General features: G+C 61.3%; 13 protein-coding genes. 4 read left to right on the plus strand and 9 right to left on the minus strand.

All coding sequences use genetic code 11. The annotated features are described in order from the left end of the window. Window positions 1-23: 23 nt before the first annotated feature. Window positions 24-677: a methyltransferase domain-containing protein gene (locus BST42_RS23605; RefSeq protein WP_165760911.1), complete on the plus strand. Its 654-nt coding sequence runs from the start codon at window positions 24-26 to the stop codon at window positions 675-677. Window positions 678-846: 169 nt separating this feature from the next. Next, on the plus strand, window positions 847-1797 hold the full coding sequence (locus tag BST42_RS23610; RefSeq protein ID WP_083121753.1) for an FkbM family methyltransferase: 951 nt from the start codon (window positions 847-849) through the stop codon (window positions 1795-1797). Window positions 1798-1831: 34 nt separating this feature from the next. On the opposite strand, the gene BST42_RS23615 is transcribed toward BST42_RS23610, so the two are convergent. The 7 genes from BST42_RS23615 to BST42_RS23640 all read right to left on the minus strand — a co-directional run bounded on the left by BST42_RS23615 (window position 1832) and on the right by BST42_RS23640 (window position 8565). Further along, window positions 1832-2791, minus strand: coding sequence for an NAD-dependent epimerase/dehydratase family protein (locus tag BST42_RS23615; protein ID WP_165760912.1), 960 nt, complete (start codon window positions 2789-2791; stop codon window positions 1832-1834). 719 nt (window positions 2792-3510) lie between these two features. Then, window positions 3511-4839 carry a glycosyltransferase 87 family protein gene (locus BST42_RS23620; RefSeq protein WP_165760913.1) on the minus strand — a complete coding sequence of 443 codons (1329 nt, stop codon included), beginning with the start codon at window positions 4837-4839 and terminating at the stop codon, window positions 3511-3513. Between the two features lie 89 nt (window positions 4840-4928). Further along, on the minus strand, window positions 4929-5489 hold the full coding sequence (locus BST42_RS23625) for a histidine phosphatase family protein (RefSeq protein WP_083121755.1): 561 nt from the start codon (window positions 5487-5489) through the stop codon (window positions 4929-4931). Then, a complete protein-coding gene (locus BST42_RS29425) occupies window positions 5420-6052 on the minus strand; it encodes a hypothetical protein (protein WP_133057510.1) in 633 nt (210 codons plus the stop codon). Before BST42_RS29425 ends, BST42_RS23625 begins: the two co-directional genes overlap by 70 nt. 61 nt (window positions 6053-6113) lie before the next feature. Further along, window positions 6114-6968: an ABC transporter permease gene (locus tag BST42_RS23630; RefSeq protein WP_237159571.1), complete on the minus strand. Its 855-nt coding sequence runs from the start codon at window positions 6966-6968 to the stop codon at window positions 6114-6116. After that, on the minus strand, window positions 6902-7639 hold the full coding sequence (locus BST42_RS23635) for an ABC transporter permease (RefSeq protein WP_083121757.1): 738 nt from the start codon (window positions 7637-7639) through the stop codon (window positions 6902-6904). Before BST42_RS23635 ends, BST42_RS23630 begins: the two co-directional genes overlap by 67 nt. Beyond that, window positions 7636-8565 carry an efflux ABC transporter ATPase subunit, DrrA-related gene (locus BST42_RS23640; protein WP_083121758.1) on the minus strand — a complete coding sequence of 310 codons (930 nt, stop codon included), beginning with the start codon at window positions 8563-8565 and terminating at the stop codon, window positions 7636-7638. The genes BST42_RS23635 and BST42_RS23640 overlap by 4 nt, the downstream gene beginning before the upstream one ends. Before the next feature lie 162 nt (window positions 8566-8727). On the opposite strand from BST42_RS23640, the gene BST42_RS23645 reads away from it, so the two are divergent. Together BST42_RS23645 and BST42_RS23650 are read left to right on the plus strand one after the other, a co-directional pair. After that, a complete protein-coding gene (locus tag BST42_RS23645) occupies window positions 8728-10365 on the plus strand; it encodes a GMC oxidoreductase (protein WP_083121759.1) in 1638 nt (545 codons plus the stop codon). A gap of 67 nt (window positions 10366-10432) precedes the next feature. Next, a complete protein-coding gene (locus BST42_RS23650; protein ID WP_237159572.1) occupies window positions 10433-11461 on the plus strand; it encodes a class I SAM-dependent methyltransferase in 1029 nt (342 codons plus the stop codon). Here the strand turns inward: BST42_RS23650 and BST42_RS23655 are convergent. Together BST42_RS23655 and BST42_RS23660 are read right to left on the minus strand one after the other, a co-directional pair. Next, a complete protein-coding gene (locus BST42_RS23655) occupies window positions 11433-12587 on the minus strand; it encodes an acyltransferase family protein (protein WP_083121760.1) in 1155 nt (384 codons plus the stop codon). The two genes, BST42_RS23650 and BST42_RS23655, sit on opposite strands and share 29 nt — an antisense overlap. Before the next feature lie 22 nt (window positions 12588-12609). Then, window positions 12610-13608, minus strand: a complete 999-nt coding sequence (locus tag BST42_RS23660) for a Gfo/Idh/MocA family protein (protein ID WP_083121761.1) — start codon at window positions 13606-13608, stop codon at window positions 12610-12612. Between the last annotated feature and the right edge of the window lie 1016 nt (window positions 13609-14624).

Raw genomic sequence — 14624 nt, forward strand, 5'->3', positions numbered from 1 at the left:
ACTCACGGAACGTTCATAACGCGATGGAGCCCGGATCAGAGGCTGTCGCCGAGCGCATCGAATTCATCCACAACATCGTCGAGCCCCATGTCCATATCGACACGTTGCGCAACATCGTCGACTATGGAGGCGATGAAGGCCAGTTCTTTCCCCCTAGTTATTCAGGTCCCAAGTACGTGATCGACGTTTCTGGGAAAGACATGATGGAGGGCGTGCAGGCCGCAGGATCACTCGGTGAGCTGCCCGACAGACCCCATTTGGTGACCATATGTGGAGTTCTCGAGCACCTCAACGACCCCGTGGCGACGGTCAAAGAGATCCGCTCGGCAATCGCCGATGACGGATTGCTCTACGCCGAGGTACCCCTGGACCGGCCCAAGGTACGCCGATGGCACGCACGAGCCAATTACCGCCGTTTCCTTGACTGGATTTCGGCTACGCGTGGCAGCTGGATCGCTGCGGATTTCCTCTCCGGAATCGCCCGTAATTTTGGCCGGACGGTGCCGCGCGTAGGAGCAATCAAGCAGAGCGAGCACATCAATTACTTCTCGACACACTCTTTAGAACAATTGCTGGTCAGTGGTGGATTCCGGGTGATCAGCACCGAGGCCGACCCCAAGATGAGTTACGGGGGTATGCGTCTGGGCCGGCTAGGTGCCCTCGCCGTGCCGGCCTGAATGACACAGGGCATGTAATGGGTGCGTCAGTCGCGGTCGGAGTTGTTGACTATCGGACACTTTCTGCTGGAACACAGCTCGTGCGCGCCAGGCCAGACCATAGGCGCTACGCACGCCGCGCACACCTCAATGGGACTGCATCAATTGCGATGATTGGGAGGATCTGCTAATGAGCATCAAAAACACCTTCAGAAATGCCATAAACCGTAATTCGCTGACGCGCAAGTGGTTTGTGGCCCTGTGTGCGCGTTTCACCATCCGTTTGTTTACCGTGCAACGGTTTCTAAGTATCACGGATCTGAAGGACAAGCTTCAGATGGCCGCGTGGCGGCATGTCTTAGCGTCGCTCCATGATACGTCGGTCAAGAAAATCGAGATTGCAGCCGGCAGGGCTACTTTTTTCTATAAAGACGACTGCGCGTTCGAGGTAGCGAACTCTGCTACCTCGCACAGCCATGCATTGTGGATCAATACAGAATATGAAAAAAGTGAAACTACTTTGCTTCACAAGGTCGTTAAACCGGGGTGGACCGCCATCGATGCTGGGGCCAATTACGGCTGGCATGCAGTCCATCTTTCGCGCTTTGTGGGGCCGGATGGTAAAGTCTTCGCATTCGAGCCAGTTCCTGATACTTTTTTGGAGCTAGACGCTAATTTAACCCTCAATTGTTGCGGTAACTTGGAAATATTCCGGTGCGCGATCGGAAACAGTTCCGATCCCATCAATATTTATGTTCCACAGATCTCTTTGGGCGCCGGAGCCGCATCGCAATTTCTTGACGCTGGTAACAAAATCGAAGCCCCGATGATCAGGCTGGACGATTTCGCAACAGAAAAGAATCTGACCCGGCTGGATTTCATCAAGGCCGATATTGAAGGTGGGGAATTGAACCTGCTTCGCGGTGCAGAAAACTTGCTGAAGACCTTTCGGCCCAGTATTTTGATCGAGATCGTAGATATTCACTGCCGACGTTTTGGCCATACGCCCCAGGATGTGTACGAATTCCTCGTAGAAAGAGATTATGTCGGCCGCTACATTACGGATAGAGGAGACCTGGTCGACCTCGATCCCCGGCGTCTCCCCAACGGGAATTTCTTGTTCGAGCCACAAGGTTGCTAAATCCCCGGACAAGGCGTCTTGCTCTCCACCCACTTCATCGGAAGCTCTTGAGCGTTCGAAGGAAGCCCTCCTGCGGGCCGGTCCGAGGCGCCCAACCCAGGCCGCGCAGGCGGGACACGTCGGGACAGCCCCGCCGGATTGGACTCGGCATGTACGGATCGGCGGCCGCTGCTGACTCCCGGCGCAACTGCAGCCCACGTTCCGGCTCCAGCTCGGCGATCAGATTCGCAAGCTCTAACACGGTCAACTCCGCCCGGTCATTGCCGACGTTGTAGGCCGTGCCGGCGGCGCCCTTGAGTAAGACCGTGAAGCAGCCCTCGACGGTGTCGGCCAGGTAGCAGAAGGCCCGGCTCACTCGGCCGTCGCTGCGCATCACCAGATCGCGGCCTGCTAGGGCGTCGCCTACGAAGTCGGAAAAGACGCGGCCGTCGCCCAGAGGCATGCCTGGTCCGTAGGTATGGAAGATCCTCACCATAGTGGCGGGGACGCCCTGCTGGGCCGCATAGCAGGCGCACAGTGTCTCCCCGGCGCGCTTGCCCTCGCCGTAGCAGGACCGCACTTGAGTCGGATCCAAGAACCCGTACGCGTCCTCGTGGGTGGGAATGACTTGGTCGTTGCCCAGGCCATACACCTCCCCGGAGCTGAAGAACAGGAACCCGTCCGACGGCCTAAGCTCCAGCAGTTCCCGGGTCGCGAATACGTTGGCGGCGAAGGTGCCAACGGGATCCCGGCCGAAGGCCCGCGGCGTGCCCGGACTGGCGGCGTGGACGATGAAATGGACCGGCTCGTCCCTAGGCACCGGAGCGCACGCGTCCTGCACCAAGAAGCGCAAGTCGTCCCGAGAACCATGGGCTCCGAACCGCTCCTCGAGCGCTTCGCCCCGCCGGGCCAGAGCCAACACCCGGACCGGAGCCAGATTCCGGGACTCGTTCATACGCAGCAGCGTCTCCACGACGTAGACGCCCAGGAATCCCGCGGCCCCCGCTACCAACACCGTCCGCCCTGCAAATCGCCCCCAGGGCAGCGGGGCTTGGAGGATCCGGTCCAGATCGGCCTCGACAATGGGGTGGCGCGCAGGGGCGGTAATAACGAGTATCCTAACGTTCCTTTGGTCTTCCCGGCGCACTCGATCCTGAAGGTGGACGGCGGCATTCCTCAGTACTGGAGCACGCAGTCCACGAGGCGGTGTGCCATCGCCGCCGCGGCACATCCGAATGCACCCCCGCTAGGGCAAGCCCGCATGCGCAGCGCCCGCGCCGTGAGCAGAGCACCCTGCTGCAGTGGACGTGTCTTGTCGACCAGCACCAACTCCACCAGTCTCTCTCGTGAAGGTGCCAGACAATAGCGAACGCTGCCCCGGCCCACGGTGGCGAGGTGACCGGCACTGGCTGAACAACTGGCCTGACATCGTGATTACCCAGCGTGGGGTCACCCTCGCGCACTCGGACCGAACCACACTCCGATGAGGACTCCCATCATCGGAAGACCTCGACCCCTATCCCGACAGCGACTCACCGACCAGCCCTACAGCTCATCGCCAGACTGAGGTCGCACGGATAGGTACCTCGAGGACCTTGAATAAGTCTTATTGTTGTATTACCAGATCCCCCAGACGGTGGCGAGTCCCGAGGTCCCGTTATGTTACCGGGCTCTCCACAATCCCCTTTATTAGGTATTAGGCCATCGAAACTCCCAATCCGACGAACATGCAGCTCACGGGGGGCTATCGAAAGTCTCAGCGCCAGCGGTTACTTGACCAGCTCTTCGTGCGTAGGAGGCGAGGATTACGATGCAAGTGACCAGCCACCAGAAGCCCATGAACACCATAGTCGTCCCCACCATCGGTGTGTAACCGGTTATACCCCTGGCGCCGAACTGAGCATAGATCGGAAATTCGGCTGGCCGAGAAATGGCAAGTGGCAGATGGGCGATGCTGAATGCCACGGCCAGGCTGACGCAAATCCCGGGCGCACGCCGCCGGTCACCTCCGGCGGCGAACTGGTCGAATATACCGCTGCCCGGTGGCCCGTCAGGGTCGCGGACAACGATCGCCGCTATCGGCAAAACGAACACCAGATAGTAAATATTGACGGCCGGTGGAAAAAGCGCGGCCGTCGGCAACAGGACCACACCTGCCATAACCGGTGGGATACGCCTCCCCACCACCAACACGGCGGCAACAATCACCACGAGGGTGCCATACGCGATCAGTGATCGCACACCACTGAAATAACGGTCGTCAGGAACTACGCCCGTGTGGAAAAATTTGACGGAGACTGCAATCAATTGGAAAAAAGTGCCGAACGATGCATTCTGTGGACCACCACCCTGGTTACCGTATCCGATGAGGCCATCAATCGATTGCACGATTGTCCTCGGAAAATCTCGTGGCCACAGCGCAAAGGCGGCGATACTGGCCGCCGCGGCACCACCGAAAGCAATGCCACTCCATTTCCATTGACGCGCTGCCAACAACACCACACCAAGGACAACGAACTGCGGCTTGACCAACGTCGCCAGAATCACCATCACCGCAACGAGCGCCCACCGCTGCCGCCGCAAAGCCACAAGAAAAACCAGCCCAATCGGCACCAAAAACCCAGCCGAATTCCCCGTATCGACCGCAGCCCAGGCCGGAATGGCAGCCGCACCCAGCGCAACGATGATCACCGCCCAGTCCAGACCACGTGCAGTGCGAGCCGCCCAAATAGCGGCGGACATGACAGCTATCGTCAAAGCAATCAGGTAGCCGACCAGCCCTACGGCCGGCACGCCCAGCCAGCGGGCGGGAAGCTCAAACACTAAATGCGGGATATAGGCAGCCGCCGGATAGTTCCCTGTGGCCGGACGATCCAATTGCGGCAAGAAATACTGGTAGTCAAACGGGTTTGGTTGCATCCCGACAAGCGACGCAGTCGCGTGGTCCGTGAAACAGTGCCGACCAATGCTGACCGCCCCACCGATGTAACAGTCCTCGGGTATTCCGGAAATAATAGATGAAGGTACATCGACCGCGAAATACTGCATCAGAACATAACCCACTACCGCCGACACAGCTGACGCCAACAGCACCGTGCTCAGCAAGATCGTGCGCTCGGAGTGAGAGGCCGCTCCCGCGACCAAGCGCCTCATCAGCACTTCTCCTCCTGGGCGCGCCGCACGTCAATCTTTTCCGCATCCAGCGTCGTCACGCTGCCGTTCGGCGGAGTCACCGTACTTGCGGTCAGACCTTTGATCACGCCGGCGTGAGTGACAACAACAACGGCAACCGACTGCATGTGAACGTGCATCGACTCAATGACCGCCCACGCCCGTTCTGCCGCATGGTCACACGTCTCAGCCCACGTGCGCATCGCAGAGTCGTACGGGCGCTCATCCAGCGCAACGATTCCCGGTCGGTGATCACCACTGGTCAGCCGAACAATCCAGTCGGCGGTGAGCCTCGCGCGAGTGGCCGGGGACGACAGAATCAGCGGCGGCGCATCACACAACCGACGGAGCTCATCACCGGCTATCTTCGCCTGTTGGATGCCCAGATCGGTCAGCGGCGGGTCCACCTCGCGCCCGTGCCGGATTCCAGCAGCGTTAAGCACCGATTGGCCGTGGCGCACAAGGTATATGCTCATACGAATTCCTTGAGCAATTTTTCGCAGATACCACTCACACTGAGATGCCGTTTCAGCTTGACGCATGTCTCACACTTGCCGCACCAGTTGACCGATCCCTTATGTTTCTCCCATATCTCGTTTCCGACAACCAATTCAGGCTGCCCTTCGATATAGTCAACACGTTTCGCCGTCGTATCCCCGATATCAGGCCAGAGCACGGGCCAGTTGAAGCTGCGGCGGAATTTCCATTCCCATTCGATTGAGTCGAATTTAGTGTCGGTATTCGCACGATCCATCTTGCGCATAAAAATTCGCGAATCGTAGATGCCCAGGTACATACTGGGCGGAGCGCTAAGCCATACCGGACCGTCGACGCTGTCGACAATCGGCCAGAAGATGTCGGGCTTCAGGATGGTGACCGAATCCTTGAGAAATACAAATCGGCTGTATGTTGCGGAAGCTCGATGCAGCGCACCCATTTCATAACCCGGATCACGTGAGTCGAGCACCAACACCTCAGCGCGCTCAGTAGCCGACAGTAGGCCGTCGGGGACGTTGCCCCCGGGGCACCACAGCACGACGGGCAGCGGCTCACCGTTTCGGCGCTCCGAGAACTTTGCACGCTTGAAGCGCCTCATGGATTTCATCGCCGTCGACCATAGACGGAGAAGGTTGACGTCACCGATAATTCGGGCAAATACCCGTGACTCAGTGCCTGGACACCGCCGCAGCGCGGTACCCGGTGATAGCCAGCGGCATCAGTATTACGGTCAGCACCGCAACCCAGGCCAGCATCGTCATCAATGGCCAGAACGCGGGTTCACCTAGGGCGAGATGGCGCATGGTGTCGACCACCGATGTCATCGGATTGACGTGCGCCACCGGCCGCAGCCATCCCGGAAACCGTTCCGGCGGCGGCACACCCGCACTGGTGAACACCGCGCCGGTAGCCGGCACCCCCAGCCAGACCAGCACTCCCGGGGTTCTGGTGCGCATCGTGATCGCGACAACTGCCATCGAAAAAACTGCACCGATCAGGACCGGTACCAGGACAAACAAGATGGCTGCCAGCACTCCGCCGTTCAGCCGGAGCCCGAGCATCGCGCCGACCGCCGTGATCAATGCCGTGCTCATCAGCGTCCGGAGTGCCTCGGCAACCAGCCGGCCGGTCAGCGCGCTGGCCCGGCCAACCGGCAGCACCCAGAATCGGCTCAGCAGGCCAGACCCGCGTTCGAGATTGAGGGAATTGGCGGCGGCAAACGTGCCGAGCATGGCCCCGGCAATGGCGCACATCGGCACAAGACCGTAGATACTGTCGGTGCCGGTGATCCGCAGTATCGACTTGCCGACCAGTAGCTTATAAGTGACCAGCAGAAATGCCGGAAGGATCAGTGCCTGCACCAGCACTATGGGTTCACGGCGCCAGTGGAGGATTTGCCGGCCAGTGAAAATCATGATTTCGGTGGCCAGCGAATTGCGCGGTCGCGCAACGAATATCATTCCGTCCGCCTCTGCATCCGTATCGCCAGTGTGCCGAATACCAGGAACAGACCAGCACACCACGCCACCGAGGCAATCAGATTACTGGCCACGACATGGCCTCCGGCGAAACCCCGCAGAGCCTCCGTCACCTGCGACACTGGCTGATCCCGCACAAAGGGATGCACCCAGTCGGGGAATGAGTCCAGCGGTGCAAGCCCGGTGGACAGCACCACCAGCAGCATCTGTGGAGCGACGAATAATTGGCTGGCCGCCGCTGTCGCGACACTGGACCCAGCGGCGTCCGCGGCCAGCGAAAGAGCCAGCGTGAACATCAAGGTCAACACGGTGAACGCCAGGACATAGCCGAGGCCGCCGGATATCCGGAACCCGAAGGCATATCCGACGGCAAGCGCAGCCAGCAAGGACAGTGCACCCCGCATGAGGCAGTACAGCATGCGCGCCATCAACGGGGACACCGTCGAAATCGGCATGGTGCCAAGCCGTTTCCCGAATTCCGTGCGCTGGTCGGTGGCCGCGCGCTCGACCGTCGTCAGCGCGCCCAGAAAGACCGCCTGGATAACGATGACCGGCAGGACGTATTGCGCATAGCTCATACCCCCGGTATCGATCACACCGCTCAGCAGAAAATTGAAGGCGATCAGATTTCCGACGGGCGCGACAATCGCAAGCGGCAAATCGCTGCGCAGCGTTGCGCGGACCGTCCGTTCAGTGAGTGCGACAACAGCGCTCAAGCGGTGGCGCCCGCCGTGAGGTGGAAAAACACTTCATCCAACGAGGGCTTACGCAGCGAGATGTCCGCGAGCTCAATGCCAAGTTGATCGGTCCGGCGAATCACCTCACTCAGGGTCGCGACGCCGTTGGGCGCCGGCACGGAGACGGTGCCTTCCTGCGGATCGGCATGCGCTTCACCCAGATCGGCGACAGCAGCCAGGATCGCGGACAATCGGTCCGGATCGACCGGAGTCACCGTGCAGTAGGTGACCCCTATAGAACGCTTGAGACTTTCCGCGGTCCCACTCGCCACCACTCGCCCATGGTTGAGCACCACGATCGAATCGCTGAGCACATCGGCTTCCTCGAGGTACTGCGTGGTGAGTAGCACCGTCACCCCTTGTGCCGACAACGACGACACCAAATTCCACACATCACGACGGCTACGCGGATCAAGCCCGGTGGTCGGCTCGTCGAGAAACAGCACCGTCGGCGTCACCACCAGCGATACCGCGATATCGATGCGCCGTAACATCCCGAGTGAATAGGTGAAAACTTTCCGGTCTGCGGCATGTCCCATGTCGAACTGGTCAATCAGTTGCCTCGCACGTAGCTGCGCCTCTTTACGCCGTAGGCCCCGCAACCGGCCGAACAGCGTGAGGTTCTCACGGCCAGTGAGCTGCCAATCCAGCGAGGCCAGCTGCCCGGTGGCACCGATGTTCTGCCGGATCAGAGCAGGCTCGGCGACGACATCATGCCCGCCTATCATCGCCCGCCCGGATGTCGGCCGCAGCAGCGTGGTCAGGATGTTCACCGCGGTCGTCTTCCCCGCCCCGTTATGCCCGAGCAAAGCACACACCGACCCCGCAGGAACGGAAAAGCTCACGTCGCACAGTGCTTGCACGTCACCGTCGAACGTTTTAGCTACGGAATCGAGCTCGATCACGCAACACATGATAGCGGCGGGACGGGTACCCGAGACCGTAAATGACGCCCACAGTGACGGGCAATCCTGCGTTCTACCCTCCGTCCAACGCGGACGTTGATACGATCCCGAATCGCCCAGGCCAGGACCAACTTTGGGCTTATCACGCTGAGGAGCTCGATTTTGGCTGACGGCGCACCTTCTGCGCGCGAGACGGAACGCATCGAGTGGGATGTGATCGTCGTAGGCACCGGCATGGGGGGTGGGATGCTGGGCTACCGGCTGGCCCGGGCCGGCCGCCGGGTGCTCTTCCTCGAGAAGGGCCGCTCGACGCTCCCCGATGTCCCGGGCACGATCCGGGCCGCGATGCCGGAGCTGGCCGAGCCGATGGCGACCCGGTCCGCGGCCACCTACCTCGACGCCCTGGCCCGCGCCGGGCGCTCGACCGATGAGGTCGAAGACATCAGCGGACGCCGCGGGAAGCGCTTCGTGCCGTTCATCGGCAGCGGAACCGGCGGCTCGTCGGCGCTGTACGGCATGGTCTGCGAACGATTCTTCGCCCGCGACTTCACGCCCCGGCAGAATTTCGCCGATCCCGGCGATTCGACCGTGCCCGAGGCCTGGCCGGTGACCTACGACCAGCTGCGACCCTGGTACGCCGAAGCGGAGAAGCTCCTGCAAGTCCGCGGCCAGTCCGACCCGCTGCGGCCAGATTCGGGCACTGACCTGCCTGCGGCGCCGCCATTTTCGGCGGACAACCGACCGCTGGTGGACCATCTGACCGGGCGCGGGCTACACCCCTATCACCTGCCGATGGCCTGCGATTACACCGCCGGGTGTGCCACCTGCCAGACCTTTCTGTGCGACAAAACGTGTAAGAACGACTCTGCCCGCAACGGCTTGGCACCGGCGGTGGCCGAGCACGGCGCGGGGCTACTGACACAGTGCCGGGTGCTTCATCTCGAGGCCGACCGCCGAGGGGTGCGGAAGGTGATCTGCGAACATCCGTCGGGGCGGCTGGCCCTGACCGCGAAAGTCGTCGTGCTGGCGGCCGGCGCGCTGGCCACCCCGGTCCTGCTGCTCAACTCCCGCTCCGGCGACTGGCCGCGGGGACTGGCCAACGGCTCAGACATGGTGGGCCGCAACCTGATGCGCCACCTGCTCGACCCGATCATGGTCTGGCCGGAGCCCGGCGCACGGATCACGGCCGCCAACAAGGAGATCGGACTCAACGATTTCTACTTCTACCAGGGCCACAAGTACGGCACCGTGCAGTCATTCGGCGCGATACCCCCGATGGAATGGGTGATCAACCGCCCCGGCCCGGGACCGAAGGCACTTCGCCTGGCGAGCCCGGCGGTACGCCGGGTCTACGAAAAGTTCTTCACCGGCGGGGTGATCCTGGCCGCGATGATGGAGGACTTGCCGTATGCGGACAACCGTGTGCTGGTGCCCGATCACCCCGGCACCGACGGGCGTCAGCGGATACGGATGCACTACCGGTTGCGCGCGGGAGAACTGCAGCGCCACAAGGATTTCCTGCGATTGTTCAAAGACATGCTGAAACCGTTTCCCACCCGCGGCCTGGGCAGCGGCAAGGACAACACGAACATGGGGCACGTCTGCGGCACCTGCCGCTTCGGTGACGATCCGGAAACCAGCGTGCTGAACACTGATAACCGCGCGCACGAGGTGGACAACCTGTACGTCGTGGACACCTCGTTCTTTCCGTCCAGTGCCGGCCTGAATCCGAGCCTGACCGTCGCGGCCAACGCCTTGCGGGTGGCCGCCCACGTGAACGAGGCGCACTTTGCTGTCTGAACGCAGCGGCCTGTCTGAACGGAGCGAATCACTGGACCGGACGAATATCCATCGGATCTGGAGAGCAGTGCTCATCGTCATTGCCCTCGGTGTGGCGACGGCCTGCTATTTCGCACCGATCCTCCTCGCCACCATCGGAGCAGTTCTGCTGGGCGTGCTGTGCGTGCGCCTTATTTACCGGGGCCGCGACCACTACATTCCCAATCTGTACGCCCGCGATATCAGGGTGTACGACGACGAATATCAGGAATTCATCACCCGCTCGCTTCCGGAGTTGCGCAGCCGCCGAATCCAGGGCCACCCCCTGCTGTGGGAAGCGTCGCAACTTCCGGCGTCGTCACCGGAAAATTCCGACGAGCTCCTCCTTGACCTGGGTGTCTGGATCGGCTGGTCAACACGGTTGACATCGCAAGCGTCGGGCCGCCCGGTGTACGGCTTCGACACCTTCGAGGGGCTCGTCGAAGACTGGCAGATCGAAGACCAATTCCTCATCAAACAGGGAACATTCTCCTTGTCTGACCCACTCGCAAAGCGGTTCATGCAGGACACCGGTGTGACGGTGCACGATGGTGTTCCCGACGCCCTCGGCCGTCAGGTCCAGTTCGTGAAGGGCAGCACCTATGACACCCTGGCGCTCTTTCTGGCCGAACGGCCAGGCACTCCGATCCGGCTTTTCCACATGGATCTGGATACCTACGAAAGCTGCCTGCACGGGCTGGAGACGTGCAAGCACCATTTCACCGAAGGATCGATCCTCGTCTTCGACGAATATCTGGTCACCAATGGTGAAATGCGAGCATTCTTCGACTTCCAGAACAAGTACGGGCTGGAATGGAAATACCGGGCTTGGGGGCTTGAAATCGGCGAAATGAATGCCGAGATGGTGACGTCGCCGGCGAAGCGGGTGATGTACTACCTGGCCGCTGTCACGATGCACCTCTTGGACGGCCGCTACCTGTGGAAGATCTTCACCAAACGTTTCTGGCGGTTCTGGCTCGGCGCGCCGATCGGCGATATCGCGTTCATGATCGGAGCTGCCGGCCTGCGTAAATCGGTGAGTCTGGAGATCACGGGCCTGGGGACGTTGGCCCGATAGCATCTGCGGCGGAATCTTTCTTAATGAGGCGGGATTTCAGGGTAATCGCCCGCTTCTCGACAAGAAACCAGCTCATGGCAGCCAATGGCACCGTGGCAAGCACCGCGGCAATCGCGAACACAACCGGATTCAAGAATGCGAGCCCACTCATCACCAGTAATTGCTGCACCGGGAATGCGTAGATATAGATGCCGTACGACAGATCCGTGTTCAGTGAGAAATATTTATTACGGACAAGAGCGCCCGACACTATAATCGCATATGCCATCGGAATAGCGGCAATCACGCGATAATTGGGTAGCGCGCTCGACGCGAGAACGACAACGGACGAGACCGCGACCAACGACCACCGTGCGGGAATCACGTCCCGGAATCGGTACAGGAACGCGCCCGCCAGAAACATCAGCCCGAACCTCGTGGCCAACCCGCTCACGATCAGCAGATTGTTGGCCGCGTCGACGTGCACGTGTGCCCCCGGCGGCGCATCAACGAGTGCCGGAACAGGTGGCAACGTCAACGTCCAGATCAGCATCATCAACAGCAGCACCGGGATGGCCCACCGGCGGCGCAATACTCCTACCGCCCCGAGCACGGCAACCATGAAGTAGCACAATGCTTCCCAAAACAGGGTCCACAGTGAGCCGTTCCATTCACCAAGCCACGGAACCCCGTTCGGGGTCCCCGCGATATCGTGCTTCAGCAGGTTCAGGCCACTGTTGCCCAGAACGTACTCGAATGGCCCGGGCGATAGCAGCATCGTGGTGGCGGCATACCCTCCCGTTTGAATTGCCACGGCGATCGGCGCGATCACAAATGCCGTAACCGCCAGGCACACCCACAACCCTGGAAACAGCCGCAATGCCCGCGCGAGGAAGTAGTCGCGGGCCCGGCGCTGTCTGAACCAGCTCCAGGTGATGAGGAACCCGGAGACCGCAAAAAAACCGTCGACCCACCCATTAGCAAGAAGCTGCGCGGCGGGGACGAACGACATGTGGCGCCCGGTCAGCGGCCAAGAATGCCAGAAGACGACCCCGGTTGCCAGGATCAGCCGCCATACGTTCAATGCATTGTTGCGCGGGTCGAATACATCTTCGAGCGCCGGATTCCGCCACGATTTACCCTCCATGCGGTTCCGTCGGCCGAGCCGATCAGCTCGGCTCACGAATGGGCAGCCCCGCGGCGCGATACACCGCGTCGATAACACCCATGTTCTCCACCGCATCCAGTGACGACGTCCGCACCGGTGCACCGCGTAGCACCGAATCGGCGAATGCCTGCAACTGGTAGGAATAGGTCGTGCGGCTCGAAAAACGTTCGGTCCGTTTGCCATTGGCCGACCGGACCCAGAGCCGCGGGAAGACGTTGGGTGCCGCCGGACTGAGCCAGCGCAGTACGCCGTCGTCACCGACGATCTTGGCGCTCGCCCAGAAACCCCTCCCCGACCACAGCGCACACCGCAGCCGGCCGGTGTGACCGGCCGCGTACTGCAGCTCGGCCGTCATGGCACGATCCACCTTGGGTTTCTGCAATTTCGCCTGTGCCGACACAACATCCGGGGTCGAGCCGCCGAACGTGCGGGCCATGTTGGTCACGTAACTTCCGGCGTCCATCATCGCTCCGCCGGCCATCGCGTAGTTGTAGCAGTTGGCCTTGAAGGTCGGCAGCAGCACACACAAGTTGACCTCCACCCGCCGCAGGGTGCCGATCTCTCCGGAGGCGATGATCTCTTCGACCCGCTGGGTCAGCGGATGGTGGCGGAACTGGATCGCGTGCATCACCACGCGGTCCGTCTGCGCGTCGAGGTCTGCGATTTCCCGGGCCTCGCCGGCATTGGCTGTGAACGGCTTCTCGACCAGTACGTGTTTGCCCGCGGCGAGCGCCACCTTGGTCCATTTACCGTGCAGGCTGGTCGGCACCAGAATATAGACGGCATCCAGGTCGGGATCTTCGATCAGCGCCTCGTAGCTGCCGTATGCCGTGAGGATGCCGTACTTGGCGGCGAACTCGTCGGCACCAGGCTGATCTCGGGATGCAACCGCAGCTACCACGACATCACGATTGTCCCTGGCCGGGTTGAGCATCGTCGTCGGCGCGAAACCGGACGCACCCAGGATGCCGATGCGTACCCGGCCCGCGCTGTCTGGCATTAATTCTCTCTCCCGTTAGGTAACCGGACGTGATGCTAGAACAGGTTCCAGCTACCGTGGCCGGAATTGCCAGTTATGGGTCACGCGAGCAGCCAATACAGTTAGGACTCGGCAAAGTCGTATCTCACCCTGTCGGAAGTAGTTCGATCGCGCGGTGATGGTCACGGGCGTGGTGGCGCAGGGCGGCGGCGATGTTGGTATGTCCGGTCGGGCGGAGCAGGCCGATGAGGTGTCACTCAGGCTGGCCATGACCTGTGGACCGCTGCCCGTCCGGCTTTGCGAGTGATCCTCTGCGTAGGCGACGTCGCGGCCCCAGGGCAGCCAGTTCTCGATATGCCAGTGTCCGTGCAGCCATCCGGCGATCCGGCCGTGATAGGCGTCGGGCAGCACCTGGAGTGTGCCGGGGAATCCGATCCCAGCAGCGAACTCGGCGACCCTGCGTACAAGCGTGACACTGAGGCCGTGACCGCGTTCGGTGCTGCGATCCGGGACCGGAATCTGTTTCCATAGAAGTCTTTTCAACTACTTGCGCAGCGAGGCCGATTGTCTCTAACCGTGCGGACGTACTGCCCGCCGCGTTCGGTGATCGCCGCCCCGGTGCCATGCTGGCCCACGCCAGAACTCACCCTGCCCGGCGCGTGACACACCAATCACCGCAGGTCAACGCTACGACTTTGCCAGGGTCCCGCCAATACAGGCGACGGCACGAACCCTTACTTCATGACTTCATGTAGAAGCCGCGAGCCCACGCCCTTGATGCTCCACATCGACGGCAAGTCGGTCCAGGAGCACTGCCGACAATGGATCCGACTGATTGCGGGCGCCCGGTGTCGTTGCCCGGTTATGCAGACGTACCGTGCTACTCGACGCGTAGAAAGTGACTCACCGTCGGCCAACAAGAACGACCCAGGTTCGGCTGCCTCCCGAGAGCTGGTTGCGGAGCCGCCATTGTATGAAGCCACTCGTTGAGAATGTCATTGGCGCAATCGAATTCGTCGAAGCCGGGCCTACGGATC

It is taken from the genome of Mycolicibacterium rhodesiae, assembly GCF_002086695.1.
GTDB lineage: Bacteria > Actinomycetota > Actinomycetes > Mycobacteriales > Mycobacteriaceae > Mycobacterium > Mycobacterium rhodesiae.